We start from the raw sequence: 25,017 nt of genomic DNA, 5'->3' as shown, positions 1-25,017 counted from the left end.
GCGGAAGATTTTCGGCAGCGGCCAGGCGGGCTTGTGGGTTTCGAGCCGTTCCACCGCGCGCGGCGACAGAATGATGATGCCGTGCGCGGCTTCGCCGCCCAGCGCCTTCTGCCAGGAGAAGGTCACGACATCGAGTTTCGGCCAGTCGAGCGGCTGCGCGAACGCGGCGGAGGTGGCGTCGCAGATGGTCAGCCCTTCGCGATCGGCCCTGATCCAGTCGGCATTGGGCACGCGCACCCCGGAAGTGGTGCCGTTCCAGGTAAACACGATATCCGAATTCTTGTCGGCCTTCGACAGGTCCGGAATTTCGCCGTAGCCCGCACTGAGCTTGACGACATCCTTCAGCTTCAATTCCTTGACGACGTCGCTGACCCAGCCTTCGCCGAAGGATTCCCACGCGATGGTGGTGACGGGGCGCGGTCCGAGCAGCGACCACAGCGCCATTTCGACGGCGCCGGTGTCGGACGCAGGCACGATGCCGATCTTGTAGTCGGCCGGCACTTCAAGCACTTCGCGCGTCAGGTCGATCGCGAGCTTGAGCTTGGCCTTGCCGACCTTCGCGCGATGCGAGCGGCCGAGAGCGGCGTCCTTGAGATTTTGGGGGGCCCAGCCGGGGCGCTTGGCGCAGGGGCCGGAGGAAAAATGCGGCACGGTCGGCCGCGAAGCGGGCTTCGCCACGGTCATGATCTATCCTTCCAGATAGTAAGCCTCCCGTTGGGGGGAGGTGTCCCGCCGCGGTCATTAAGGGAATCGCCCCTCACCGTCAAGGAACTTTGCGTCCTTCACGTCCGATTGATCTGGATCAAGCTCACGCCCGGGCTGCAAAGCCGATTGCACCGAGAGCAATTCCGCAACGTCGGCAACGAGCTTTGCCGCCTTCCGCCGGCTCGTGAAACGGAGAATGCTCTGATCGCCGGCAAGTACGACATACTCGCAGCCGAGCTTGCGAATCGAATAGCGCGCCATGTGAATATCCCCGTGCTGCCCAGGCGCGCGGGGTAGGCTGCAAATGCGGCGACGATCTGCCGGGCGGATGACAAAGCGATCGTTAGTTTACCGCTTGTTAACGGGATCGCATACCCGCAACCGCCGCGGACATCCCCGGCTCATTGCGCCGGCGGCAGGCCGAGCGCCTTCCCGGACTCGCCGATCCAGCGTCGCACGGACGGATAGGAGGCGAGATCGAAGCCGCCTTCGTGCGCGAGGCGGGTATAGGCGAGCAACGACACATCGGCGAGCGAGACCGCCTCGCCCGCCAGGAAACGCGATGCCGCCAGATGCTGCTCCATCCGCGCCAGCGCGGCATGGCCGCGCTTGACCTTCTCAGGATCGAGTTCGGAGGCCGGCTTCTTCAGATAGACCATCTGGAAGCGGCAGACCGCGATGTAGGGCTCGTGGCTGTATTGCTCCCAGAACAGCCATTCATCCATTTTCGCGGCCGTGTAGGGATCGGCAGGAATGAGATCGCTGCCGCGCGCGAGATAGCGGATGATGGCGTTGGATTGCGCCAGCGTGCGGCCGTCGTCGAGCTCGACGGTAGGCACCTGGCCGGCGCTGTTGAGCTTCAGGAACTCCGGCGTCCGGGTTTCGCCCTTCATGGTGTCGATGTCGATCCAGCGATAGGGCAACCGCAGCCGGTCGCAGACCCACTTCACCTTTAGGCAATTGCCGGAATTGGTATCGCCGAAAATCTTCATCAAGGTGCACGCCTCCGGTTGGAGGCGGTATCCGAACAGCCGCAAGATTTCATGTCAAGGCGCGGGGCGCGCCAGGCGGATCAGAACTTGTAGCCGATGCCGAGGCGCGCATTATTGACCGAGAACGTGATGTCCTTGACGGTCAGGAAGCGCATGTACTCCCACTCGCCGCGCACGAACAGGCCGCCCCACAGGCAGTATTCCATGCCGAGACCGGCGGTCCAGCCGGGCACGAAGCTGTTGGAGCGCTTGTCGTTCGAGGACACGACGTCGCTGTACAAGTAGTCGTGATGTTGGGTCGTCGTAGTGACGCCGGCGACCGTGGTAGTAGTGTCGTAGTCGTCGTACTTGTCGTAGGTAACGGTCGCTGCGCGCGAAACGTCGGCACGACCTACGGCGAGGCCGCCGAACAGATAGGGTAAGGCATTGCCTACCACCCAGCCGGTACGGCCGCGAAACGTCACGACGTCCTTGAGCTGCAAGCCGGCATGGCCGGCCAGCGTGGTGTTATAGGTATATGTGTGTCCCGCCGGCGCTGCTTCTCCGGGAATGATCCGGGACATCGAGTTGGTCGAAGCACTCTGCAGGCCGTTGTAGTAGGTGTAGTTGACCTCGAAGCCGAACACGAGGTCGTCCCACTGCCAGTTGCGGCCGGCGAAGGCGCCGAAGCTGTTGGCCTGGACGTGATTCTTGGAAAGCAGCGCCCACTGCTCGACGGGCGCCTGCAGCACGCTGTTGCGCAGGATGAAATTGGTCAGCGACCTGACGGAGTGGCTGAAGTCCATTTCGGAGGAAGCGTAGCCGACATGGCCGCCGACATACCAGCCGTCCCAGTTGCGCGTGGTCGTGCTCAGGCTACCCGAGCCGAAGCTGCCGCGAAGTACCGGCAGATCCGGGACATCGGCTGCATGGGCGCCGAATGCCATCCCGACCATTGCCGTCGCCAGCACGAACCTACGCATCGCAACGCTCCATGAACTCGCTAACTTTCGCGATGATCATCGCCTGTTAACCCTAATAATTCGTTTCGCCTGCGTTCCGCACGGCGATGTCTTTCGCCGAGGCCATGCGCGAGGCGCAAAGCAAAGCGGCGCGGGAGAGATCCCGCGCCGCCGGCAACCGTTAACGAATGTGAGAACCGATTAACCCTTGCGGATCAGCGGCGGCTGATAGACCGGCGGATTGGCCAGATCCCAGCGCACGCCGATCTTCAGGTCGTGCGAGGTGATGCCCTTGAACGTGGTCGGGTTGTTGATGCCGTTGACGCCGTCGAAGGTACGGAGATCGCCGGTCAGGCCGTTGCCCATGTCGAGATAGCGATAGGCGAGTTCGACCGTGAAGTTCGGCGTGACCTTGTAGGCGACACCGGCGTGCACCGCCCAGGCGAAGTTCCACCTCGCGACGTCGTCGGCGAGCGCCAGGCCCGGCAGCGCGCCGCCGCCGTTGTTGGCGATGCCCGCGTCGGTGAAGTTGGCGATCGAGACCCGCGCACCGCCGACACCGGCGCCGATGAACGGAGTCATGCACCACCAGGTACCGAGGTCGACATAGGCGTTGCCCAGCACGACCCATTCCGACTTGGTGGCGCGATAGGTATCGGTGCCGACGCCGCCGACATAGGTGATCTGGTCGGTGCCGTGGAACTGCGAATTGCCGCGATACTCACCGGTGATGTCGGCGCGGAACCAGTTGTTGAAGCGATAACCGGCGCCGAGGCCGAAGATGCCCGCGGTGTTGAAGCTGAGCTTCTGCGTCGAGGTCAGGTTGTTGGCATCGAGCGCATTGTTCAGGCGATCAACCCGCTGGTTGGAAAAGCCGATGTCGCCGCGCAGATACCAGCCGCCGAAGTCCTCGACGATCGGAGGCGGCGCGTAGGCCGGGGGAGGCGCAATCGCCATGTCGGCGGCGAACGCCGCGGATGACATCAAAGTGGCCGCACCGGCGGCAATGAGAAACTTCACGCTACGCATTGGCTTCGTCCTTTTGTCCGGTGAGGCAGACAGGACGCCTCACATCCAAAAACTCACGGTGGGACGATGCCAGCAAATGCTTAAGCGGCACTTAACCCTAATTATTAAGGTTGATAATTTCTGACGAAGCCTCCCCCCGGCATTTCAACCTGATTGCGAGTGATGCATTGGCACCACAGCACAATGCGGCGAAGCCGTCACAGTTGCTAACAATGTGTTGACGCAGCCGGCGCGCGTTTACGCCTTCGCAACGTCTCAGCGCAGCTGCCTCGGCATCTTCGGCAGGAACACGGCGAGCAGGCCGATCGCCGGCAGGAAGGCGCAGAGGTGATAGACGAAGCCGATCGAGGTGTGGTCGGCGAGCTTGCCGAGCACGGCGGCACCGAGGCCGCCGATGCCGAAGGCGACGCCGAAGAACACGCCGGAGATCATGCCGAAGCGATGCGGCATCAGCTCCTGCGCGAACACGATGATCGACGACGTCGCCGACGAGATGATGAGGCCGATGAACACGGTGAGCACCGCGCTCGCCGCGAGCCCCGCGTGGGGCAGCGCCAGCGTGAACGGCAGCGCGCCGAGGATCGAGATCCAGATGATGTACTTGCGGCCGAAGCGGTCGCCGAGTGGCCCGCCGAAGAAGGCGCCGGCCGCGTTCGCCGCCAGGAAGATGAAGAGATAGAGCTGGGCTCCTTGCGTCGACACGCCGAACTTGTCGATGAGATAGAAGATGTAATAGCTCGACAGACTGGAGACGTAGAGCTGCTTGGAGAACAACAGCGCCACCAGCACGGCGATTGCGATCATCACGCGGCGGGAGTCCGGATGATCGGGATGCAGCTCGACCTTGGCCGCCTTCTTGCCCGCGACCTGCGGCCGGTACCAGACACCGATCCGCGCCAGGATCACGATCGCGACGAAGGCGATGATGGAGAACCAGGCGATCGAGGGCTGGCCGAACGGCACCACGATCAGCGCGGCCAGCACCGGCCCCATCGAGGTGCCGAAACTGCCGCCGAGCTGGAACACCGACTGCGCAAAGCCGTAGCGGCCGCCGGAGGCGAGCCGCGCGATGCGCGCGGACTCCGGATGGAACACCGCCGATCCGAGCCCGACCAGCGAGGCCGCGATCAGGATCGTTGCGTATTGGCCGGCAATTGCGAGCAGCAGCAGGCCGAAGAAGGTAAAGCCCATGCCGACCGCAAGCGAGAAGGGCTGCGCCTTCCTGTCGGTGAAATAGCCGATCACGGGCTGCAGCAGCGAGGCCGTGAACTGGAACGCCAGCGTGATCAAGCCGATCTGCGCGAAGTCGAGCGCGTAATTGGCCTTGAGGATCGGATAGACCGAGGCGATCAACGACTGCATGGTGTCGTTGAGGAAGTGCGAGAAGGAGATGCCGGCGAGCACGATATAGGCCGGCCCCGCCACCGAGGCGCGCGCCTCGGCTTCCGCCGTCACCTCCGGCACCAGCACCGGCGTGACCAGCGCCTCCTCGGAGACGGAGACGGGCTTGTTCAAGGGCAATTCCTTGCGGGACTCAAGGGAATGACTTCCCTCTCCTACGCTGCAGATGGCGCTGATACCACCGACATTACATAATGGCTGCGATGCACGAGACGTCGCCGCGAATTCAACTCTTCACCACTCCCCGCTGGGGAGAGGTGAACGGAGCTTGTGGCTCGGCTTGCGAAATAACTCAGGCGGCGGCCTGGCCGAGCGCGTGCACGATCTCGTCGACGACTTCCTCGACCATGATGCGGTCGTCGCCTTCGGCCATCACGCGGATCACCGGCTCGGTGCCGGACGGGCGGATCAGGAGGCGGCCATGGCCGTTGAGGCGCTTCTCGCCGGCGTCGATCGCCGACTTGACGTCGGCATCGTCGAGCGGCTTGCCGCTCTTGTAGCGCACGTTCTTGAGGATCTGCGGCAGCGGATCGAAGCGATGGCAGACTTCCGACACCGGGCGTCGCAGCTTCTGCACCACCGCGAGCACCTGAAGGGCTGCGACGAAGCCGTCGCCGGTGGTGGCGTAGTCGGAGAGGATGATGTGGCCCGACGGCTCGCCGCCGAGATTGTAGCCGCCCTTGAGCATCTGCTCGAGCACGTAGCGGTCGCCGACCGGCGTGCGTACCATCTCGAGCCCCTGCCCTTGCAAAAAGCGCTCGAGCCCGAGATTGGACATCACGGTCGTGACGATGCCGGGGCGGGACAGGCGCCCCTCTTCCTTCCAGCTCTGCGCGATGACCGCGAGCAACTGGTCGCCGTCGACGACATGGCCGCGCTCGTCGACGAGGATCACGCGATCGGCGTCGCCGTCGAGCGCAATGCCGATATCGGCGCGCATCTCGCGCACCTTCCTGGCCAGCGCCTCCGGCGAGGTCGAACCGCATTCCTTGTTGATGTTGAAGCCGTCGGGGTCGACGCCGATCGGCACGACATCGGCGCCCAGTTCCCACAGCGCTTCCGGCACCACCTTGTAGGCCGCGCCGTTGGCGCAATCGATCACGACGCGCAGGCCGTCGAGCGAGAGCTCGCGCGGCAGCGTGCGCTTGGCGAATTCGATGTAGCGGTCATGCACTCCGTCAATGCGGCGCGCGCGGCCGAGGCTGGCGCTCTGCGCCAGGCGGCGGTCGATCGGCTCGTCGAGCAACTGCTCGATCTGCTTCTCGACGTCGTCGGAAAGCTTGAAGCCCTGCGGGCCGAACAGCTTGATGCCGTTGTCCTCGAACAGATTGTGCGAGGCGGAAATCATGACGCCGAGATCGGCGCGCATCGACTTGGTCAGCATCGCAACCGCCGGCGTCGGCATCGGGCCGAGCAGCAGCACGTCCATGCCGACAGAGGTGAAGCCCGCCACCATGGCGTATTCGATCATGTAGCCGGACAGCCGCGTGTCCTTGCCGATGACGACGCGATGGCGATGCTCGCCGCGCTGAAACACGAGGCCGGCCGCCTGACCCACCTTGAGCGCGAGCTCCGGCGTGATCAGCCCGTTGGCGCGGCCCCGAATCCCGTCGGTACCGAAATATTTGCGGCTCATGTAACCCCCAGCGCATTTCGAGGGCCCGCCACCCGGCAGGGAGCCTCGAATGCCCGCTATGATAGCGTGCAGGGGGGTTATAATCCCTGCGGCGCTAAAATGGCTTCAAAAAATATGATGAATCGTTACGGCATGAGCAGACCCGGCCGTAGCCTAACATATTGTTTGGACTTGTATTCTTGTCACATCCGGAACCCGGCGCCACGCCGTTCAGCCCGTCCGCTTGACGTGGTGATCGGCCTTGGAGGGCGGCGGCTGGGTGACGTTGACGGGATCGGAGGCGGGAAACGTCTCCTCCAGCCCCTCTTCGAGGGCCTCCTCGAGCTGGCGCTTCTCGGTCGTATCGGCCGGCTTCCTGGCTGGTCGGGTCATGGCGGCTCTCCCGTGCCCAAAGGTTCCGCCCGGATTTGGCGGAAGGCTCAACCATGCTAGATGACATCGAACGCCGCCGAGACAAGCCAAGTCACGTCAGGAAGGGCCGCCGGGAATGTCCATGAAGCATGTCACCTGCATCGAGGATCTGCGCCAGTTGCACAAGCAACGGGTACCGAAGGCGTTCTTCGACTATGCCGACCGCGGCTCCTACACCGAGGACACGCTGCGCGCCAATTCGGAGGATCTGCAGCAGATCAAGTTCCGCCAGCGCATCCTGGTCGACGTCTCCAAGCGCGATCTCTCCACCACCATCCTCGGCGAGCCCGCCGCGATGCCGCTGATCCTGGCGCCGGTCGGCCTGCTCGGCATGCAGCATGGCGACGGCGAGATTCATGCCTGCCGCGCCGCGCAGGCCGCCGGCATCCCCTTCACCCAGAGCACGATGTCGATCTGCTCGATCGAGGACATCGCGGGCGCCGTCGACAAGCCGTTCTGGTTCCAGCTCTACGTCATGAAGGACCGCGGCTTCATCAAGGCGCTGATCGAGCGCGCCATTGCAGCCAACTGCAGCGCGCTGGTGCTCACCGTCGATTTGCAGGTGATCGGGCAGCGGCACCAGGACATCAAGAACGGCATGTCGGTGCCGCCGGAATGGTCGCTGTCGAAGCTGCTCGATTTTGCCAGCAAGCCCGCCTGGGTAGCCGGCGTGCTGCGCGGCAAGCGGCGCAGCTTCGGCAACATCGTCGGCCACGTCAAAGGCACCGAGGATCTCACGAAGCTGGCGGAATGGACCGCCTCGCAGTTCGACACCACGCTGAACTGGAAGGACATTGACTGGATCCGCAGCATCTGGCCGGGCAAGCTGATCCTCAAGGGCATCCTCGACGTCGAGGATGCGGAGATCGCGGCGAAGACCGGCGCGCAGGCGATCGTCGTCTCCAACCATGGCGGCCGCCAGCTCGACGGCGCGCCGTCCTCGATCGAGGTGCTGCCTGAAATCGTCGACGCCGTCGGCTCGCAGACGGAGATCATGTTCGACGGCGGTATCCGCACCGGCATGGACGTGATGCGCGCGCTCGCGCTCGGCGCAAAGTCCTGCATGATCGGCCGCGCCTATGCTTATGGGCTGGGCGCCGCCGGGCAGGAAGGCGTGGCGAAGGCGATCGACCTGCTCGCGAAGGAACTCACTACGACGATGGGCCTGTGCGGCGTGAACAAGATCAGCGAGATCGACGATCACGTGCTGGCGACGTAGCATGCCGAGCCGACAGCTGAATTTGCGGCATATGCGCTCTCGTTCTCACGACGGGATTATCACCTGAGTCTTGCATCTCGTTGCCCCCTCTTCGATCAAAAGTCCGAGCCTATCAAGATTCCTCTTCGCCCACGCGCACCTCGGGCACCGAAAGCATCGCTCTCGCAACCGGGTCACCGGGGTATCGACTGAGGATTCTTCGATAGGCAGCGGCTGCTTCCCTGAATTTTTCCGACTCGAACAGATCGGAGGCCTCGCGGGTCAACCGTATCAATTCAGCCGCGTCTTTCGCCGGTCTCAACTCCGGATCGTCGCTGCCCGCCACGCCAAGCAATTCATAGACCATGAAGCGTTGCTCGCGCCCCTTGACCGCCATGCGGCGGAGAGGCCGAACGAGGACAGCATTCCCTGCCGCACTCACTAGGCTCGCGCTTACACAGAGCGCCGTTCCGAACTGTTTATTCAACCCTTCCAGACGAGAGGCGACATTCACCTCGTCACCCATTGCCGTGTAGCTGAAGCGTTCGGCGGAACCGACGTTGCCGACCAGAACCTCACCCGTGCTCAGGCCAATCCGCGTCCGAAAAGGCGGACGCCCCTGCGCACGCCAGTTTGCATTGAGACCTTCGATTCGACGCAAGGAACGGAGCGCGCCGCAACACCCTTTAAACGCGTGGTCCGGCAGGCCTACGGGCGCGCCCCAGAACGCCATCACGCCATCACCAATAAACTTGTCGACAGTGCCCCCCTCCTCGCTCACCGCTCGCGAAACGACGTCAAAGTAGGCAGACATCTGCTCGAGCAAGAGGTCGGGATCCGAGTGCTCGGCAAGCGTCGAAAAACTCTCGATATCCGAGAAGAATATCGTCAGGCAGCGTTTCTCGACGCCTAATTCCAATGGCACTCCCGACTTGACCAGCCTCTTCACAACCTCGATCGGGGCAAAGGAAGAGAAAGATTGCAGCGAACTGCGCAGGAGGGTTGCCGCAGTCTGAAGCTGGGCAATCTCCTTGATCTTGGAGGATGAATTATCACCCTTCTCGAAAGAAAGGTCCTCGATTGCTTCGAGCTCGCGCGTTACCTTCTCCAAAGGGCGCGTCAATCGCCGGGCGAGGACAAAAATGAGGGCCAGCTCAATTGCCGTCAGCACCACAATGGTCAGGATGATCTTCTGATTGCTCTCGCGCAGCTGTCCTACAAAATCGTCGGTCGGCGTCAGAATCACCGATTGCCACGGACTGCCGAAGCTCTCGGGAAACCGTGCAAACGATGCGCTTATCTCGCGACCGTCCCGCGACGAACTGAACACGAAATCGTCCCTGTTGGTCTCGATGTGAAGACGGTAAGCGTCCCGGACATCGGCATTTTCAATGTTTGCCAGGGTAGCGATTTGCAGGGAGCCCATCGCGAGATTTATCACCTTCTCCCTCTCCGAAGATGCAACCACCTTGCCGTCGTTGGGATCCGCGATAATCGTCACACTGTTCCGACTTGGCCGCTGCTTGGCCAGATAGCGCGACAGAACGTCAAAGGTGATGTTTGCGGAAGCGCACCCGAGGAACTCGCCATCGCCGCGATATATCGGGTAGCGCGCGGAGATGATGGGATAGCCAGTGTCGGGGTTGATTGAAGGCGAGGTGACGTAGAGCGCCCGGGACTCCCTTGCTGCCGCGTAGCCCGGCAAGGTCCGGATATCGAGGTTAGTCGTGGCGCTGTGCCGGGCGATTGCGTGTGGCCAGGTATCGTAGAATGTGCGGTGGCGCTTGCGATCGGTTCCACTGGAAAACGGATCAATATAGCTCGAATGCCAGTTGGCATCTGCGGGAATCTGGGGGTCCGACCGCTTCCGGTCCTCATCGACGCGGGTGACGACGCGATGATAGCCGTCCTCGAAGCTGACATAGGCGGCATCGATTTGGGTTGAGGAAGTGAGCACGCGATATAGCGCATCGCGGCTCTCCTCGGTCCTGAAGAAGGAAGGTTGCGCTGCGGCGGCCTCCGAGAGCAATCCCAGCACGCCGCTGATGCCACGCATCAGGTTCTCGATGCTCTCGATGGTCGCTAGCCGCGATTTGCCGATGTGCTCCTGCAGCATCGAGACGATCGCCTCGCTGTTCTTCTGGTGATTGAAGCCGAGAATGAAGATCAGAATCGGAATGCTGAGGCACACGAACAGCCCGGCCATCACCAGGCTCAATCGCAACTGCCTGGAAGCGGATATTCCGACCTTTCGATAGGTCACGACTGCGCCAATGCCGACCAACAGCAGAATCGCCCCTGCAATGACCGGTTTCAGCCAGCGATGAAGTCTGTCTTCGAACGGCTCATGGAATGGCGGAGCCGGCAGCCTGCCCTTCGGCAACATGCCGAGATCCTGGTAGATTCTCGCTATGGCATTCCAGCGCTCCGGTGTCTGGCTGCCCAACCTGATGAATCCGGGCTGAATCAGGGCTTCCGTTCGAACCGCCTCATACATCAATGCTTCGCGCGACTTGATCACGGGGTAGCTTCGCAGGATCAGTTCAACCGCATCCTGCTTGTCGACCAAGGCCTGTTCCCAGCCCTTCAGGCTCGCAGCAAGAAACGCCTGCACCATCTCCGGGTTACGGCGCAACAGCGCCTCGCTCGTGCAAAGATTGTCGCCGTAAAAGTCGAATCCGAAGGTCCTGGGCGTGAAAGACCGATATGGAACGCCATTCTGCTCGAGCACGAACGGTTCGTTCGTGACATACGAAACCATCGCATCCGCCTTGCCGGCAACCAAGTCGAGGGGGTTACCCGTATGCTCTACGCGTGGCAGGGCCGCGTAATCGACACCCTGCTGCTTGAGCATAGCCGCAAGATCGTCGCTGCCCGACGCATCCATCAAGCGGTGGCCGTTCAATTCCGACAGCGCGTTGATGCGCGCCCGGCTGGGGACAAGGATGTTTGCGGCGGAATGCTGAAAGATCACGCCCAGCACGATCGTCTTCGCCAGTCCGGGCCGTGGCAGGAGGACGCCGGTCGCACAAACGCCGAAATCGGCCTTGCCCGACCCGACGTCGATCATCGCATCGATGCCGGGGCCGCCCTGCCTGATTTCGACGTCAAGGCCGGCGTCCCTGTAGAAGCCCTTCTCCAGGGCAACGTAGTATCCCGCGAACTGAAACTGATGCAGCCACTTGAGTTGCAACGATACTTTTTCCAGCGCATGGCCGCTCCCCGGAATGATCATCGTCCCGCAGAGCAGAAGTGCGGGTGCAATCTTCCACATCGCGCGAGCGAGCAGCAATGGAGCTCGTTGAGGTCGCTGGAGCAGGAGGCGCCCAAGACTGCGAAAAAGCATCGTTCTCCGGGAAAGACCTAACGGGAGCCGCAACGCTATGGGGGGCGACGGTCCAGCTCTTGATCTGTGTCAAAGGTCCGGAGGCAGGCCTGCCGGTGAAAAGCTGCTCCTGCCGGTTCCCAGGCCGAAATCAGGCGTGGCCGGCCTCCCGCCTGCCGTTACATCGACTTAAGCGTGCTTGAGATCGGCTTCCACCAGGGCACGCAGTTCCGACGTCACTTGCGGGCGCCGGCCGAACCACAGCTCGAAGCCGCGCACCGCCTGGTGCAGCAGCATGCCGAGGCCATCGGCGGTTTTCAGCCCGCGCGCTTGCGCGGCGGCCAGCAGTTCCGTCTGCAACGGCACATAGACGAGGTCGGCGACGACGGCGCCGTCGGGAAGCCGCGCGACATCGATCTCGAGCCGCGGCTGGCCGTGCTGGCCGAGCGAGGTGGTGTTGACCAGGAGGCCCGCGCGGGGCAGCAATTTTTCGACCTCGTCCCAGCCCGCGGGCTGCACGCCGCTGCCGAATTGCCCGGCCAGCGCCTGCGCTCGCGCGACGGTGCGGTTGACGAGATGCACCGTCTTGATGCCGCGATCGATCAGGCCGAACACGACCGCGCGCGAAGCGCCGCCGGCGCCCAGCACCAGCGCTTCCTGCGCCTTGTCCCAGCCGGGCGCGCTGGCGTCGAGATTGTTGATGAATCCCTCGACGTCGGTGTTGGTCGAGCAGAGCTCGCCGTCGCGAAACCACAGCGTGTTGGCGGCGCCGACCGCTTTCGCCCGCGCATCCGGTTTCGACAGCGCCAGCGCCTGCTCCTTGTGCGGGATGGTGACGTTGGCGCCGACGAAGCCGCGCAGCGACAGCCGCAGCACGAAATCCCTGAAATCGTCCGGCGGCACGGCCTCGATCACATAGCCGCCCTCGATGCCGAGCGTGCGCAGCCAGTAGCGATGGATCAGCGGCGAGCGCGAATGCGCGGCCGGCCATCCGATCAGGCAGGCGGCGGGGGTTCTGGCGGCGGTCGTCATGATCGATCCCGTTGCTCGCAGCCGCGAGGCTGCGTCATCCCTTCCACAACCTGCGGAACAGGCTCGCGGCCATGATGCGGCGCGCCTCCCGCAGATACGTCCTTGTTGCCGGACTGTCATGTCTTTTGACGAAATCGCGGGCGGATTGCAAATTCAGCAGCGCCGCCTTGTGACGGGACAGGAACCGAAACGCCTGCTCGGGATCGCCCCTCACCTTCTGCCATTCGGCGCGCCAGCCGCCGAGCACGTCCGACCCGCGACGGCGCGTGACGATCCCGCAGCCGTAGTCGCAATCGACCGCGGAAAAGACCGGACGCTCCTGCATCAGGAAATCCACGAAGGCGACGAACGTCAGGCCGCACCATTCGCCCGGAACGAATGTCGGACTGATCACGCTCCCGGTCGCGGGCGGCAGCACGTCGTGCACCACGATCGTTCCCTCGTCGCCGATCAGGCGAAAGGCAAGGTCGAGGTCCCGGCGCGAGCATTCGTAATCATGAAAGGAGTCGACGAGGATGACGTCGTAGCGCGCGCCCCGGCGGTCCAGCTCCGCGACGCAAGTGCCGATGTCGAGGGATCGGGAGCGGAATTCGATAGCTGCGCCGTCATCGAAATCGTCGCCGACATTGTAGGCGAGCCGGTGGATCGTCGTGAAGCGGCTGGCATCGACCCGAGCAAACGCGCCGCCCGTGGTTGCCGTGGAAATCTCCAGAAAGGATGCATGGCCGTGAAAATGCCCGAGCAGATTGACGATATCCATCTTGCCAGGCTTCACTCCGCCGCCCCTGCCGCCGCCTTCCTTCTCCCCTTGTGGGAGAAGGTGGCGCGCATCGACAGATGCGCGACGGATGAGGGGTATCTATCCGCGGATGCAGGCGGTTGAAATGAGGCATGTTCGCTCACCGAGACAAACCCTCACCCCGCTTTGCTTCGCAAAGCGACCCTCTCCCACAAGGGGAGAGGGTAGGTGCATCCACTGATCACGCCGCGTCGCGATGCGCGGCGATGATCTTGTCGGCGTCGCGGCCGGTGACTTCGGCCATGCGGTCGAACTGCCGCGTGAAGCTGCCGGCGCCTGCGGTCGCCGAGCGCAGCTCGACGATGAGATCGCCGATCTCCGCTTCCGGCATGGTGGCGCGGACGCAGTCCCAGCCGCTCCATCCTTCCCTGGTGTCGAAGCCGAGGATCTGGCCGCGCCGCGCCGACAGGATCGCGTTGATCTTGGCGGTCGCCTCCGTCGGGCAGACGATCTCGACCACGTGGATCGGCTCCAGCAGCACCGGCTGGCACTGCGGCAGCGCTTCCGCCACGCCGATGCGCGCCGCAGTGCGGAACGCGAGATCCGAAGAATCGACGCTGTGATAGGAGCCGTCGGTCAGCGTGACATGCACGTCGATGACGGGAAAGCCGAGCGGGCCGCGCACCAGCGCGTCCACCACGCCTTCCTCGACCGCGCCGATGTAGTTGCGCGGCACCGCGCCGCCGACCACTTTTTCCGCGAACTCGAAGCCGGTGCCGCGCGGCATCGGCTTGATATCGAGCACGACGTCGCCGAACTGGCCGTGGCCGCCGGACTGCTTCTTGTGACGGCCGCGCTGGGTGATCGACTTGCGGATGGTCTCCTGGTAGCCGATCGCGGTCGCATGCGATTTGGCGTTGACGCCAAAGCGGTCCTTCAGGCGCTCCATCGCCACGCGCAGGTGCATTTCGCCCTGCCCCCACAGCACGATGTCGTGGGTGCGCGGATTGTGCACCATGGTCAGTGAGGGATCCTCCTCGTTGAGCCGGATCAGGGCCTGGCCCAGCTTGACGTCGTCCTTGCGGTCGACGGCCGCGATCGACACCGCGAGCACGCCCGGCAACGGCTCGACCTTGATCAGCGCCGCCGGCGCGGCTTTGCCGCCGGACAGCGTGTCGCCGGTCTTGATCGCATCGAGCTTGCCGAGCGCGATAGTGTCGCCGGCCTCCGCGGACGCCCGCTTGCTGTCGTGGGCGCCACTGACGCCCAGGATGCCGGAGACGCGGCCGCTCTCGCCCGAGGACGACAGCAGCGTGGCGCCGTCGTCGAGACGGCCGGCGAGCAGGCGGACCAGCGAGAGCTTGCCGCCGTGCAGCTGGTGCACCGTCTTGAACACATAGGCCAGCGCTTCCTTCTGCGCGGGCGCGCCGAGGCGCTTGGCAGTTGCCGCAACGCCGGGCGCTTCATGGCGCAATGCCTTCATCAGGCGCAGCACGCCGTTCTCGCGGGTCGCCGAGCCCAGCAGCACCGGGCAGATCAGCCCTTCGCGCAATTCGCGGGCGAGGTCGTCGAACACGGCGTCGCGCGGCGGCTGGATGTCCTCCAGGAGCTGTTCCATCAGCGCGTCGTCGTGATCGGCGAGCTTCTCCAGCATGGAGAAGCGCGCTTCCTTCTCGCGGTCGAGATCGCCGCCTTCGAGGGCGACGACTTCGGAGGGCTTGTGCTCGCGGTAGATGAAGGCGCGCTCCAGCGCGAGATCGACGAAGCCTTCGATCAGGTCGCCCTTCCAGATCGGAATCTGTCGCAACACCAGCGGCGTGCGCGAGGCCGGCTGCAGGGTCGCTAGCGTTTCGCGGATGCGCTTGTTGGCCTTGTCGATCTTGTTGAGGAACAGGAAGCGCGGGATCCCGAGATCCTCGAGCTCGCGGAGAATGATTTGCAGTTGCGGCAGCTTCTTCTCGTCCGCCTCGCAGACCACGATGGCGGCATCGACGGCGGGAAGCGCGGCGCGCATGTCGTGCGCGAACTCGACCGAACCCGGACAATCGATGAAAGTGTAGCTGTCGCCCATGAAATTCACGGTGGCAGCGGAAAGGCCGACGCTCATCTTGTGATGGCGGGCCTCGGGACTGGCATCTCCGTGGGAGGTTCCGGCATCGACGCTGCCGGCTTTGGGGATGGCGCCTGTTCGCGCCAGTATCGCTTCGAGAAGGGTGGTTTTACCGCTTTGGAAAGGGCCCACCAGCGCAATGCACCGTGGACCTCGGGGACTTCTGACGTCTTGTCCCATATGCCGCCTCCTTCAATTTGAAGTCGGCCCATGATTGGGTCGGCAAATGCAATGCTCCGCCTGTCCCGCGATTTTGGCAAGCGGGAAAATGTCGCTGCGGTGCAGTGTTCGATAAGCCGGTAACCAAATCCGTCATTGCGAGCGAAGCGAAGCAATCGAGCCCTGGTGCAACAAGTAAATTGGATTGCTTCCGCCTTCGCTCTCCGAGCTTCGGCGGACTCCCAACCCGGCGCAGCTTGCGCAGCAGGCGTAGACGGGTCGTCGCTATCGCGCCTCGCAATGACGGAAATCGGCAGGAGGTTAACGGCCCGGACGCAGTTCCAGGCTCTCGAGCCCCGCGGCAATGGCGATGCCGACCTGGCCTTGCACGCTGAGCGGCTGCAGCGCGATGGAATTGCCGGAGCCGCCGACCAGCACATTGCCGCCGACGCCGATGCCGAGCGTCGCACTGCCCTGGGCGCCGACGTAATTGCCGGCGAGATCGCCCGGCCCGAGCCGGTTCACCGGCGCGAACACGCCCCAGGCCAGCACCGATTCCTGGGTGATGCCGAGATCGAGTCCCACCTTGCGGATGGTCGCGACGTAGAAGTCGTCGGGCTGACCGGCATTGCGCAGCACGCAGCCGAGATTGGTCACGGAGCCGACGATGAAGCCGACGCTGGAGCCGCCGCGGCATTCCAGCACGCCGACCTGCACCTTACCCTGCTGCGCCCGGGTGCCGGCAACCGATGCCGACAGAGCGAGGACGATACCGGCAAGGGCGAGTGAGCGGCGCATGAATAATCTCCAAAGCTTCAAGTGAGGGGGTGATGCGGGAAGCCGACGATATGGCGCGGTCTCTATGGCACAACGGCGGCAGATTTTACACGTCATTCCGGGATGGTCCGAAGGACCAGACCCGGAATCTCGAGATTCCGGGTTCGGCTCTTCGAGCCGCCCCGGAATGACGGTGGCAAAAAAGAAGGCCCGCTTGCGCGGGCCTTTCCGAACGTTGCTTGCGGTCGATCAACGCAAATTGCCGCAAAAGCGCTGGATGCGCTTGCAGGCGTCCTCGAGGTCCGAGGTCTTGGTCGCATAGGAGATGCGGAAGGCGGGGCCGAGGCCGAACGCCGAGCCCTGCACGACGGCGACGCCTTCGGCTTCCAGCAGCTCCGTGACGAAATCCTCGTCATTGGCGAGCACCTTGCCCGAGGGCGCGGTCTTGCCGATGGTGCCGGCGCAGGACGGATAGACATAGAAGGCGCCTTCCGGACGCGGGCAATCGATGCCCTTGGCCTGGTTGAGCATGCCGACCACGAGGTCGCGGCGCTCCTTGAACACCTTGTTGTTGGCCTCGATGAAATCCTGCGGACCGTTGAGCGCCTCGACCGACGCCCACTGCGCGATCGACGACGGGTTCGACGTCGACTGCGACTGGATGGTCTGCATCGCCTTGATCAGCTCGGCAGGGCCGCCGGCATAGCCGATGCGCCAGCCGGTCATGCAATAGGCTTTCGAGACGCCGTTCACGGTCAGCGTGCGGTCGTAGAGCTTCGGCTCGATCTGCGCCGGCGTGGTGAAGACGAAGTCGTCGTAGACCAGATGCTCGTACATGTCGTCGGTCATCACCCAGACATGCGGATGCTTCACCAGCACGTCGGTGATCGCCTTCAGCTCGGCGCGCGAATAGGCCGCGCCGGTCGGGTTCGACGGCGAGTTGAGAATGATCCACTTGGTCTTCGGCGTGATCGCCTTCTCGAGATCCTGTGGCTGCAGCTTGAAGCCGTGCTCGGCGGTGCAGACGATGGCGACCGGCTCGCCGCCGGCGAGCGCCACCATTTCCGGATAGCTCACCCAGTACGGCGCGGGGATGATCACCTCGTCGCCGGGATTGATGGTGGCCATCAGCGCATTGTACAGCACCTGCTTGCCGCCGGTGCCGACGATGATCTGGTTCGGCTTGTAGGTCAGCCCGTTCTCGCGCTGGAACTTGGCGATGATCGCCTCCTTCAGCTCGGGAATGCCGCCGACGTCGGTGTACTTGGTCTTGCCGGCCTCGATGGCGTGGATGGCGGCCAGCTTGATGTTGCCGGGCGTGTCGAAGTCCGGCTCGCCGGCGCCCAGCCCAATGACGTTCCGGCCCGCCGCTTTCAGCGCGCGTGCTTTATCCGTGACCGCGATGGTCGCGGACGGCTTCACGCGGGCGAGCGAGGCAGACAGGAAGGACATCATCTTCTCCTGGTTGGGCAAGTTCACTTGGTTAGTTCACTTGGGCGAGCGTCATGGAGCGCAGAAGTCCACGACTCTTGATGATAGGAATGGGTCGCACCCTAAGGCGCAAACCGCTGCATCGCAAGGAACTTTGCCCGGTTCGGTGCAAAGTTTACCGCTCTCGGTGCAAGCTTTAGGGAACGTTAAAGGGCGGCCGTTACCGTCCGCGCAACATTCCTAAATTTCTGCGGCGAAATGGCTCATTTCTGGCAAGGTTTGCGGACCGGCGGCTGGCTGACGGCGCAGCGTGCGCGCGGCTACAGCCTGATCCTGCTCGCGATCTGCAGCATCGCCTTTGCCGGCTGGATCGCGCTCTCCGACGGGCTGATCGACCGCAACGGCAAGCCGCTCGGCACCGACTTTTCCAATGTCTATGCGGCAGGCGCGCTGACCTGGCAGGGCCGGTCCGCGCAAGCCTATGAGCCTTCGCTGCAGCACGCCGCCGAGAAGGCGGTGTTCGGCGGCCGCGACGTGCCGTTCTATGGCTGGCACTATCCGCCGTTCTTCTTTGCGATCGCCTTTCTCGTCGCCGCCGTTCCCTATGGTTGCGGTCTCGCGATCTGGCTCGTGGCGAGCTTCGCTGCGTATCTCGCCATGCTGCGCGCGATCCTGCCGCGCGGCGAAACGCTGCTGATCGCTGCCGCCTTCCCGGCCGTGTTCATCAATATCGGCCATGGGCAAAACGGCTTTCTCACCGCAGCCCTGCTCGGCGGCGCGCTGCATTTTCTCGACCGCAGGCCGTGGCTGGCGGGGGTGCTGATCGGCGTGCTCGCCTACAAGCCACAATTCGGCGTGCTGATTCCAATCGCGCTGCTGGCGGGACAGCGCTGGAACGCGATCATTGCGGCCAGCGCCACCGTCGGCGCGCTCGCCGCGCTGAGCTTTGCGATACTCGGCGGCGATGTCTGGCACGCCTTCTTCGACTCCATGAAGTTCACGCAGACGATCGTGCTGGAGCAGGGCGACACCGGCTGGGAAAAAATCCAGTCGATATTTTCGGCCGCGCGCAATCTTGGCGCCAACGTGCCGACGGCTTACGCGATCCAGGCGGCGCTCGCGCTGTTGCTCGCCGGAAGCATCGCATGGCTGTGGCACGGCGATGCAGCCTTCGAATTGAAAGCCGCAGCACTTGCGCTCGGCAGCCTGCTCGCGACGCCTTACGTGCTCGACTACGACCTCGTCGTGCTGGCGGTGGCGATTGCGTTCTTCGCACGCCATGGCCTGGCGCACGGTTTCCGCGACTGGGAGATCAGCATCTGTGCCGCCGCCTGGCTCGTTCCGCTGTTGTCGCGCGGCATCGCCGGCGCGACAGCAATCCCGCTCGGCCTGATCGCGGAGTTGGTTTTCTACGGACTGCTGCTGCGCCGCGCCGTGCTCGATCACGCGACTGCAAACAATTTGCGACAATTGGCGCAGGCGTGATGCGATTTGTCTTGCCGTGTTCCCGGCCGCGATGATGCGATCGTTTCGCCATACTGCACTGCGGTAGAGATTTCGACTTTTTCCAGTCGCCCGCTCTTGCGGCACGCCCGCTTCGCCATCATTCTTTAGCCGCGTTGAGGCGCGACAAGCCGGTTCACCCACCGGTTGATTCCCACCGACGCTGGAAATGAGAGGCGATGTACAAGCTCTATACGATGCAGCGCTCCGGCAACAGCTACAAGGTCCGCCTTGCGCTTGCGATGCTCAACGTCCCCTATGAGGCAGTCGAGATCGACATTTTGCGCGGCGAGAGCCGCACACCGGATTATCTCGCCAAGAATCCGAGCGGACAGATTCCGCTGCTGGAAGTGGACGGCCGCTATCTCGCCGAGTCCAACGCCATCCTGTGGTATGTCGCCGCCGAAACGCCGTTGTCGCCGGAGAATCGTCTCGCACGCGCCGAAGCGCTGCAATGGATGTTCTTCGAGCAGCATGCGCTGGAGCCGAATATCGGCGCGGCCTATTTCTGGCTGTCGCTGGTGCGCGGCGGCCGCGAGTTGCAGACGCATGCGCTGGAGGACTGGATGGAGCGCGGCTATGCGGCGCTGCAGGTGATGGAGAACCATCTCAAGACGCACCAGTACTTTGCCGCGGGCCAGCTCACCGTCGCCGACATCGCGCTGTACGGCTACACCCATGTCGCCGACCGCTGCGACTACGACCTCTCCACCTTCCCCGCCATCCGCGCCTGGCTGCGCCGGGTCGAGCAGACCCCGGGCTTTGTGGCGATGGACCGGCAGCCGGGCACCGAGGTGGTGGATGCCCCCAGCGTCGCGGCGAGCGCCTGACGCAACTTCTCGTGAAGAGTGGGTATAAATACCGGGGAAAACGGGGAAACCGTTAACGCAGCCGCGGTTTTGCCACGATCGGCGCGGGTCGTCGCCGCAATCTTGCCGGTGCGGCCCGCAATAATACCTGCCGTTCGCGGCTGATTCGCCGCGAGAGGTCAAGGATTCGGACCACATGATTCGGTCATCCCGCGCCATCGGCTTTGCCCCCGCGCCCGTGGCCTCGTCCCGCCTGATCAACGCCGTCGCAGCTTCGCTCGCGTTCGGCGCCGCCTCGCTGTGCCTGATCTCCAGCCTGAAAGTGCTGGCGATCAAGCTGGTGGCGATGCCGCTGCCGATGTGAGCCGGCACGCTTCGCGAAAGAGCCTGCACCCCTCCTCCCGACACAAACCGCGCGCGATGCCTGACATCGCGAAACCACCATGATGAAGACGCCCGTTGGACTTGTGACTGCAGCGCTCTCGGCGGCGACGCTGCTCGCCGGCACCTTCCTGCTGGTCACGGGCACGCGCGGACAGAACACGTCGTTTCAATCCTCGGCCGGCCAGCTCGACGTGCAGACTTTTGCCAGCGGCCTCGTGCATCCCTGGGCGCTCGCCTTCCTGGGCGACGGCAGGATGCTGGTGACGGAGCGGCCGGGCCGCATGCGCATCGTCTCCGCGGAGGGCCAGCTCTCGCCGCCGCTGAAGAACGTGCCCGAGGTGTGGGCGAGCGGCCAAGGCGGCCTGCTCGACGTCATCGCCGACAGGGATTTCGCGCAGAACCGCACCGTCTTCTTCTGCTACTCCGAGCGCACCTCGGGCGGCGGCCGCACCGCGGTGGCGCGCGCCAGACTCAACGACGGCGCGGGCCGCCTCGATGAGACGAAGGTGATCTTCCGCCAGGACGGGCCGCTGTCGTCGGGCAATCACTACGGCTGCCGCTTCGCGCAAGGCGCCGACGGCAATCTGTTCGTCACGCTCGGCGACCACTACAGCTATCGCGACGAGGCGCAGAGTCTTTCCAACCATCTCGGCAAGCTGATCCGCATCGCGCCGGATGGCGCTGCGCCGCCTGACAATCCCTTTGTCGGGCGCGACGGCGCGAAACCTGAAATCTGGAGCTATGGCCACCGCAACCAGCAGGGCCTTGCGATCAATCCCGGCACCGGCGAGCTCTGGGAGATCGAGCACGGGCCGCGCGGCGGCGACGAGGTCAACGTCATCGCCAAGGGTAAGAACTACGGCTGGCCGGTGATCGGGTTCGGCATCGATTACTCCGGCACGAAGATCCACGAAGCCACCGCTAGGGACGGCATGGAGCAGCCCGCGAAATACTGGGTGCCGTCGATCGCCCCGTCGGGCGCGACGTTCTACACCGGAAAACTGTTTCCGAAGTGGAACGGCAGCCTGTTCACCGGCGCGCTCTCGGGGCGGATGCTGGTGCGGCTCACCGTCAACGGCCATGCCGTTACGGCTGAGGAGCGGCTACTGCAAAATCTCCATGAGCGTATCCGCGACGTCCGCCAGGGCCCGGACGGCGCGCTGTGGCTGCTGACCGACAATTCGGCCGGCCGGATCCTGCGGGTGACACCGGCCGCGAAATGATGCCGGTGTGATGACGTGGAGCCGGCACGTCTGGTTGTCAGGGAGTTGCATTAAGTCGGTGACCAATGCGGGGCGCTTCCGGAGCAAACAGAAATGCGCCGAGGCACGATTTCCGATTTTGCCCCGGACCGGACATGACGCCTCGACGTTTCGCCTAGAGACTTCCTGCCGAGCCGCATGTCAGGTAGGCTAACCGCTATCTCATCTGGCTTCTTTGCACCTGGGAATCGGGTCGATGACACCCTTTCAGCTGCCCGAGACCCGCTATGCGCGCAGCGGAAACGTCAGCATCGCCTATCAGGTGATGGGCGATGGTCCAATCGACCTGATCATTATTCCGGGCCTGCTGTCGCATATTGAGTTTTTCCATGAATTGGCCGGTTACACGGACTTTCTGCGCCGGCTTGCCGGTTTTGCGCGCGTCATCAGCTTCGACAAGCGAGGCCAGGGCTTGTCTGACCGAGTTGCTGGCAGCCCCACGCTCGATGAACGGATGGATGATCTGGATGCCGTGATGAAAGCGCTCGGTATCTCGCGTGCGGCCTTGCTCGGTTATTCCGAGGGAGCAGCGATGAGCGCGCTGTTTTCGGCAACCTATCCAGAGCGGGTTTCCCATCTCATCCTCTATGGTGGATTTGCCCGTTTCACCAACTCCGATGACTACACCCATATGTTTCCACTGGAGCAGATGATACGCACTGTGAAGTATTGGGGCAGCGGCATGTCGGCGAAGGCCTTCGCTCCGAGCCTCGCCGGCGATCCTGAAGCGATCAAGCTATGGGCCAAGGGCGAGAGGCTCATCGTTAGTCCCAGCGCCTATCAGGCGATGCTTGAGACGAATGCGTTGATCGACGTTCGCGCCATTCTGCCCCAACTTCGCTTGCCCGCTCTCGTTCTGCACAACGAGGCTGACATGGCTGTGCCAGTCGCCAACGGCCGTTACCTGGCGGCCCACATTCCTGGAGCGCGCTATATCGAGTACCCTGCCGGCGATCATCGGCCGTGGGCTCAGAAGAATATCGAGGCCATCATCGGCGACATCGAGGAGTTCGTCACCGGCCGCCGCGAAGTCGTCGTGGAAAAAATCGAGCGCGTGCTTGCCACTGTCCTTTTTACCGATATCGTCGACTCGACAAGGCAGGCGGTGACTCTTGGTGATAGCAACTGGCATCGGTTGCTCGATGAGCATGACAAGCTGGCACGCCGCACGGTCGAGCAGCATCGCGGACGTTTGATCAAGATGACAGGCGATGGACTCCTGGCTACTTTTGACGGACCTGGGCGCGCCATCAAGTGCGCCGTCGCGTTGTCGGGGGGTACCGCGCGACTTGGAATCAGGCTTCGTACCGGACTGCACATCGGCGAAGTCGAACTGCGCGGCGATGATATCGCCGGCGTCGCCGTTAATACTGCTGCACGGATTATGTCTGAGGCTCGCCCGGGCGAAACCCTGGTGTCTCGCGTCGTAACCGATCTCGTAGCCGGCTCAGGTGTGAACTTCAGCCCCCGCGGACCGTGCGAACTCAAGGGGCTGCCGGGCCGCTGGGAGCTCTTTGCCGCTTCGTGAAGCGCACTCTCGGAATGTCCGCTACTAGCCCAAAGATGCTCCTCCGCTGAGTAGCAGAAAGGTGGGGGGGCGCATGCCGACCTCATACTGAAGAGCGCGCTTCAGCGCGCGTCTCGAGGGATGGCCGCAGACATGGGCATCGTGGTTCGAGACGGCACCTTGCGCCTCCTCACCAAGAAGGTTCTACCACTTGTGAAAAATCAAAAACGCGCCGAACGCGATCGAGGCGAAGCCGAGCGCGTGGTTCCAGGCCAGCGGCTCCTTCAGGTAGAGTACCGAGAAGGCGGCAAACACGGTCAGCGTGATCACCTCCTGGATGGTCTTGAGCTGCGCCGCGGAATAGACCGCGCTGCCCCAGCGGTTGGCCGGCACCGCCAGCCAGTATTCGAAGAAGGCGATGCCCCAGCTCGCGAGGACCACCAGCACCAGCGAATGATTCCTGTACTTGAGATGGCCGTACCAGGCGAAGGTCATGAACACGTTGGAGGCAAACAGCATCAGGACCGGCAGCAGCGTCGGCGAGATCGTGGGCATGGACGTCCTTTCGAAAATTCCCGCATCAACCGGCCAGCGCAATGCGGGTTCCATCGGCTTTGAATAGCATTTGATTCCAACAAGCGCGAAACCCGCGCGAGCGCGGCAGGCTTGCCTTAACGACAGGCCGGAAAATCCAACACCTGTTGCGGGAATGCGCCAAACTGCCTGCCCCGGTTTTGCCCTGGATACGACATGCAGATCGACTGGCGTACAGTGCTCGGCCCTGGCCTGACGATTTCGGTGGCGCTGGTCGCCTTCTTCGTCGACCGCCATTTCGTCACGGTGCCCAATCCGGCGCCGCTGTTCGTCTGCATCGTTGCGCTGGCGAGCTCGATCAGCGGCATTGCATCCGGCATGATCAGCGCCGGCATCGCCGTGCTCTTCTCCGCGCTGTTCTTTCTCAATCACCGCGTGGCGCCCGGCTACGATGCCCACGACGTGGCGCGGATGGCGTTGCTGGCGCTGACCGCCGGCGGCACCGCACTCATCACCGGCATGCTGCGGCAGAAGTGGATCGACGCCTTCGCTTCCGAACAGGCGCATCACGCCACTTCCGCGCGCCTTGCCGCCGCGCTCGACCAGGTCGACATCGGCATCGTGCTGCTCGACGCCGACACGCGCGCGGAATTCATCAACCGCGCCTTCCGCGACTACTTCGCGCTGTCCGATGAAATGGCCGACAGCCAGCCGCCCTTCATTGCGCTGATGTATCACGGCCGCGATACCGGGGCCTATGAGTTGCCGGAGGACCAGCTCGCCCATTTCATCGCCGCGCGCACCGAGATGATGCGGTCGGGCGATTCCACGCCGATCAACATCAACCTCGCCGACGGCCAGGTACTGCGCTTCTCCTGCACCGCGCTGCCCGATGGCGGCCGGATGCTGAGCTACACGCCGGTGACCGACCTCGTCCGCCACAGCGATGCGCCGGAACGCGCGGAACATTATCGCGCGCTGCGCAAGGGCCAGCGCCCGCCCTTCCCCGACAGGCGCGCGGCGGAATGAGAGGCGCACGTTTCGACCGCGGCGGGCCTGGACGCATCTACGATGCGAAGGCGCGTGTCAGGCGCATCTGCACCTTCTCTTCCAGGCTTTCCCAGGTCGATTG

The 25,017-nt window shown here is 63.6% G+C and carries 22 protein-coding genes; 7 read left to right on the top strand and 15 right to left on the bottom strand.

Annotated elements, in window-relative coordinates; genetic code table 11:
* From HZB49_RS27980 to HZB49_RS27945, 8 genes are all read right to left on the bottom strand, one after another.
* A partial coding sequence (locus HZB49_RS27980; protein ID WP_291617346.1) for a phosphoserine transaminase occupies window positions 1-684 on the bottom strand: 684 nt, incomplete at its 3' end.
* Between the two features lie 57 nt (window positions 685-741).
* Window positions 742-966 (bottom strand): hypothetical protein, encoded by a 225-nt coding sequence (locus HZB49_RS27975; protein ID WP_291617345.1) that lies wholly within the window; start codon window positions 964-966, stop codon window positions 742-744.
* A 140-nt stretch (window positions 967-1,106) separates the two neighbouring features.
* Window positions 1,107-1,697: a glutathione S-transferase family protein gene (locus HZB49_RS27970; RefSeq protein WP_291617344.1), complete on the bottom strand. Its 591-nt coding sequence runs from the start codon at window positions 1,695-1,697 to the stop codon at window positions 1,107-1,109.
* 80 nt (window positions 1,698-1,777) lie between these two features.
* A complete protein-coding gene (locus HZB49_RS27965) occupies window positions 1,778-2,659 on the bottom strand; it encodes an outer membrane beta-barrel protein (RefSeq protein WP_291617343.1) in 882 nt (293 codons plus the stop codon).
* Between the two features lie 180 nt (window positions 2,660-2,839).
* Window positions 2,840-3,667, bottom strand: a complete 828-nt coding sequence (locus HZB49_RS27960) for an outer membrane beta-barrel protein (RefSeq protein WP_291617342.1) — start codon at window positions 3,665-3,667, stop codon at window positions 2,840-2,842.
* 255 nt (window positions 3,668-3,922) lie between these two features.
* Window positions 3,923-5,182, bottom strand: coding sequence for an MFS transporter (locus HZB49_RS27955; protein WP_291617341.1), 1,260 nt, complete (start codon window positions 5,180-5,182; stop codon window positions 3,923-3,925).
* Between the two features lie 178 nt (window positions 5,183-5,360).
* The gene (gene glmM, locus HZB49_RS27950; protein ID WP_291617340.1) at window positions 5,361-6,704 is read right to left on the bottom strand and encodes a phosphoglucosamine mutase; all 1,344 of its coding nucleotides are present in this window, start codon (window positions 6,702-6,704) and stop codon (window positions 5,361-5,363) included.
* A 210-nt stretch (window positions 6,705-6,914) separates the two neighbouring features.
* The gene (locus HZB49_RS27945) at window positions 6,915-7,076 is read right to left on the bottom strand and encodes a hypothetical protein (RefSeq protein ID WP_291617339.1); all 162 of its coding nucleotides are present in this window, start codon (window positions 7,074-7,076) and stop codon (window positions 6,915-6,917) included.
* Between the two features lie 121 nt (window positions 7,077-7,197).
* Here HZB49_RS27945 and HZB49_RS27940 point away from each other — a divergent pair, with 121 nt between their 5' ends.
* Complete coding sequence (locus HZB49_RS27940; RefSeq protein WP_291617355.1) at window positions 7,198-8,334, top strand: alpha-hydroxy acid oxidase; 1,137 nt, start codon at window positions 7,198-7,200, stop codon at window positions 8,332-8,334.
* A 112-nt stretch (window positions 8,335-8,446) separates the two neighbouring features.
* Here the strand turns inward: HZB49_RS27940 and HZB49_RS27935 are convergent, their stop codons facing one another.
* From HZB49_RS27935 to HZB49_RS27910, 6 genes are all read right to left on the bottom strand, one after another.
* On the bottom strand, window positions 8,447-11,605 hold the full coding sequence (locus tag HZB49_RS27935) for an ABC transporter substrate-binding protein (RefSeq protein ID WP_291617338.1): 3,159 nt from the start codon (window positions 11,603-11,605) through the stop codon (window positions 8,447-8,449).
* Window positions 11,606-11,827: 222 nt separating this feature from the next.
* Window positions 11,828-12,670 (bottom strand): shikimate dehydrogenase, encoded by an 843-nt coding sequence (locus HZB49_RS27930; RefSeq protein ID WP_291617337.1) that lies wholly within the window; start codon window positions 12,668-12,670, stop codon window positions 11,828-11,830.
* Window positions 12,671-12,704: 34 nt separating this feature from the next.
* Entirely contained in the window at window positions 12,705-13,445 is a 741-nt protein-coding gene (locus HZB49_RS27925; RefSeq protein ID WP_291617336.1) for a class I SAM-dependent methyltransferase, read from the bottom strand.
* A gap of 205 nt (window positions 13,446-13,650) precedes the next feature.
* On the bottom strand, window positions 13,651-15,699 hold the full coding sequence (locus tag HZB49_RS27920) for an elongation factor G (RefSeq protein ID WP_291617334.1): 2,049 nt from the start codon (window positions 15,697-15,699) through the stop codon (window positions 13,651-13,653).
* A 300-nt stretch (window positions 15,700-15,999) separates the two neighbouring features.
* Window positions 16,000-16,476 carry a DUF992 domain-containing protein gene (locus tag HZB49_RS27915; protein WP_291617332.1) on the bottom strand — a complete coding sequence of 159 codons (477 nt, stop codon included), beginning with the start codon at window positions 16,474-16,476 and terminating at the stop codon, window positions 16,000-16,002.
* Between the two features lie 228 nt (window positions 16,477-16,704).
* A complete protein-coding gene (locus HZB49_RS27910; protein WP_291617330.1) occupies window positions 16,705-17,907 on the bottom strand; it encodes a pyridoxal phosphate-dependent aminotransferase in 1,203 nt (400 codons plus the stop codon).
* Between the two features lie 237 nt (window positions 17,908-18,144).
* On the opposite strand from HZB49_RS27910, the gene HZB49_RS27905 reads away from it, so the two are divergent.
* The 5 genes from HZB49_RS27905 to HZB49_RS27885 all read left to right on the top strand — a co-directional run bounded on the left by HZB49_RS27905 (window position 18,145) and on the right by HZB49_RS27885 (window position 23,372).
* Window positions 18,145-19,371, top strand: a complete 1,227-nt coding sequence (locus tag HZB49_RS27905) for a glycosyltransferase family 87 protein (protein ID WP_291617328.1) — start codon at window positions 18,145-18,147, stop codon at window positions 19,369-19,371.
* A 197-nt stretch (window positions 19,372-19,568) separates the two neighbouring features.
* Entirely contained in the window at window positions 19,569-20,219 is a 651-nt protein-coding gene (locus HZB49_RS27900; RefSeq protein WP_291617326.1) for a glutathione S-transferase family protein, read from the top strand.
* 175 nt (window positions 20,220-20,394) lie between these two features.
* Window positions 20,395-20,562 (top strand): hypothetical protein, encoded by a 168-nt coding sequence (locus HZB49_RS27895; RefSeq protein WP_291617324.1) that lies wholly within the window; start codon window positions 20,395-20,397, stop codon window positions 20,560-20,562.
* An 82-nt stretch (window positions 20,563-20,644) separates the two neighbouring features.
* Complete coding sequence (locus tag HZB49_RS27890; RefSeq protein WP_291617354.1) at window positions 20,645-21,805, top strand: PQQ-dependent sugar dehydrogenase; 1,161 nt, start codon at window positions 20,645-20,647, stop codon at window positions 21,803-21,805.
* Window positions 21,806-22,040: 235 nt separating this feature from the next.
* Window positions 22,041-23,372 (top strand): adenylate/guanylate cyclase domain-containing protein, encoded by a 1,332-nt coding sequence (locus HZB49_RS27885; protein ID WP_291617322.1) that lies wholly within the window; start codon window positions 22,041-22,043, stop codon window positions 23,370-23,372.
* Window positions 23,373-23,555: 183 nt separating this feature from the next.
* Here HZB49_RS27885 and HZB49_RS27880 read toward each other — a convergent pair whose 3' ends face one another.
* Window positions 23,556-23,906 carry a DMT family protein gene (locus HZB49_RS27880; RefSeq protein WP_291617320.1) on the bottom strand — a complete coding sequence of 117 codons (351 nt, stop codon included), beginning with the start codon at window positions 23,904-23,906 and terminating at the stop codon, window positions 23,556-23,558.
* A 195-nt stretch (window positions 23,907-24,101) separates the two neighbouring features.
* On the opposite strand from HZB49_RS27880, the gene HZB49_RS27875 reads away from it, so the two are divergent.
* The gene (locus HZB49_RS27875; RefSeq protein WP_291617318.1) at window positions 24,102-24,914 is read left to right on the top strand and encodes a PAS-domain containing protein; all 813 of its coding nucleotides are present in this window, start codon (window positions 24,102-24,104) and stop codon (window positions 24,912-24,914) included.
* Window positions 24,915-25,017 lie beyond the last annotated feature (103 nt).

The sequence above is a fragment of the Bradyrhizobium sp. genome (genome assembly GCF_016219575.1).
Classification (GTDB): Bacteria; Pseudomonadota; Alphaproteobacteria; order Rhizobiales; family Xanthobacteraceae; genus Bradyrhizobium.
The sequence above is the reverse complement of the archived record's forward strand: the minus strand, read 5'-3'. Positions and strand labels throughout refer to the sequence as shown.

What these genes read in the sequence shown, in the direction of transcription:
- HZB49_RS27900 (WP_291617326.1), top strand. Translation starts at nt 19,569, where the DNA reads ATGTACAAGCTCTATACGATGCAGCGCTCCGGCAACAGCTACAAGGTC.
- HZB49_RS27915 (WP_291617332.1), bottom strand. Translation starts at nt 16,476, where the DNA reads ATGCGCCGCTCACTCGCCCTTGCCGGTATCGTCCTCGCTCTGTCGGCA.
- HZB49_RS27940 (WP_291617355.1), top strand. Translation starts at nt 7,198, where the DNA reads ATGAAGCATGTCACCTGCATCGAGGATCTGCGCCAGTTGCACAAGCAA.
- HZB49_RS27910 (WP_291617330.1), bottom strand. Translation starts at nt 17,907, where the DNA reads ATGTCCTTCCTGTCTGCCTCGCTCGCCCGCGTGAAGCCGTCCGCGACC.
- HZB49_RS27975 (WP_291617345.1), bottom strand. Translation starts at nt 966, where the DNA reads ATGGCGCGCTATTCGATTCGCAAGCTCGGCTGCGAGTATGTCGTACTT.
- HZB49_RS27895 (WP_291617324.1), top strand. Translation starts at nt 20,395, where the DNA reads ATGATTCGGTCATCCCGCGCCATCGGCTTTGCCCCCGCGCCCGTGGCC.
- HZB49_RS27930 (WP_291617337.1), bottom strand. Translation starts at nt 12,670, where the DNA reads ATGACGACCGCCGCCAGAACCCCCGCCGCCTGCCTGATCGGATGGCCG.
- glmM (WP_291617340.1), bottom strand. Translation starts at nt 6,704, where the DNA reads ATGAGCCGCAAATATTTCGGTACCGACGGGATTCGGGGCCGCGCCAAC.
- HZB49_RS27945 (WP_291617339.1), bottom strand. Translation starts at nt 7,076, where the DNA reads ATGACCCGACCAGCCAGGAAGCCGGCCGATACGACCGAGAAGCGCCAG.
- HZB49_RS27890 (WP_291617354.1), top strand. Translation starts at nt 20,645, where the DNA reads ATGAAGACGCCCGTTGGACTTGTGACTGCAGCGCTCTCGGCGGCGACG.
- HZB49_RS27880 (WP_291617320.1), bottom strand. Translation starts at nt 23,906, where the DNA reads ATGCCCACGATCTCGCCGACGCTGCTGCCGGTCCTGATGCTGTTTGCC.
- HZB49_RS27920 (WP_291617334.1), bottom strand. Translation starts at nt 15,699, where the DNA reads ATGGGACAAGACGTCAGAAGTCCCCGAGGTCCACGGTGCATTGCGCTG.
- HZB49_RS27905 (WP_291617328.1), top strand. Translation starts at nt 18,145, where the DNA reads ATGGCTCATTTCTGGCAAGGTTTGCGGACCGGCGGCTGGCTGACGGCG.
- HZB49_RS27970 (WP_291617344.1), bottom strand. Translation starts at nt 1,697, where the DNA reads ATGAAGATTTTCGGCGATACCAATTCCGGCAATTGCCTAAAGGTGAAG.
- HZB49_RS27965 (WP_291617343.1), bottom strand. Translation starts at nt 2,659, where the DNA reads ATGCGTAGGTTCGTGCTGGCGACGGCAATGGTCGGGATGGCATTCGGC.
- HZB49_RS27885 (WP_291617322.1), top strand. Translation starts at nt 22,041, where the DNA reads ATGACACCCTTTCAGCTGCCCGAGACCCGCTATGCGCGCAGCGGAAAC.
- HZB49_RS27960 (WP_291617342.1), bottom strand. Translation starts at nt 3,667, where the DNA reads ATGCGTAGCGTGAAGTTTCTCATTGCCGCCGGTGCGGCCACTTTGATG.
- HZB49_RS27875 (WP_291617318.1), top strand. Translation starts at nt 24,102, where the DNA reads ATGCAGATCGACTGGCGTACAGTGCTCGGCCCTGGCCTGACGATTTCG.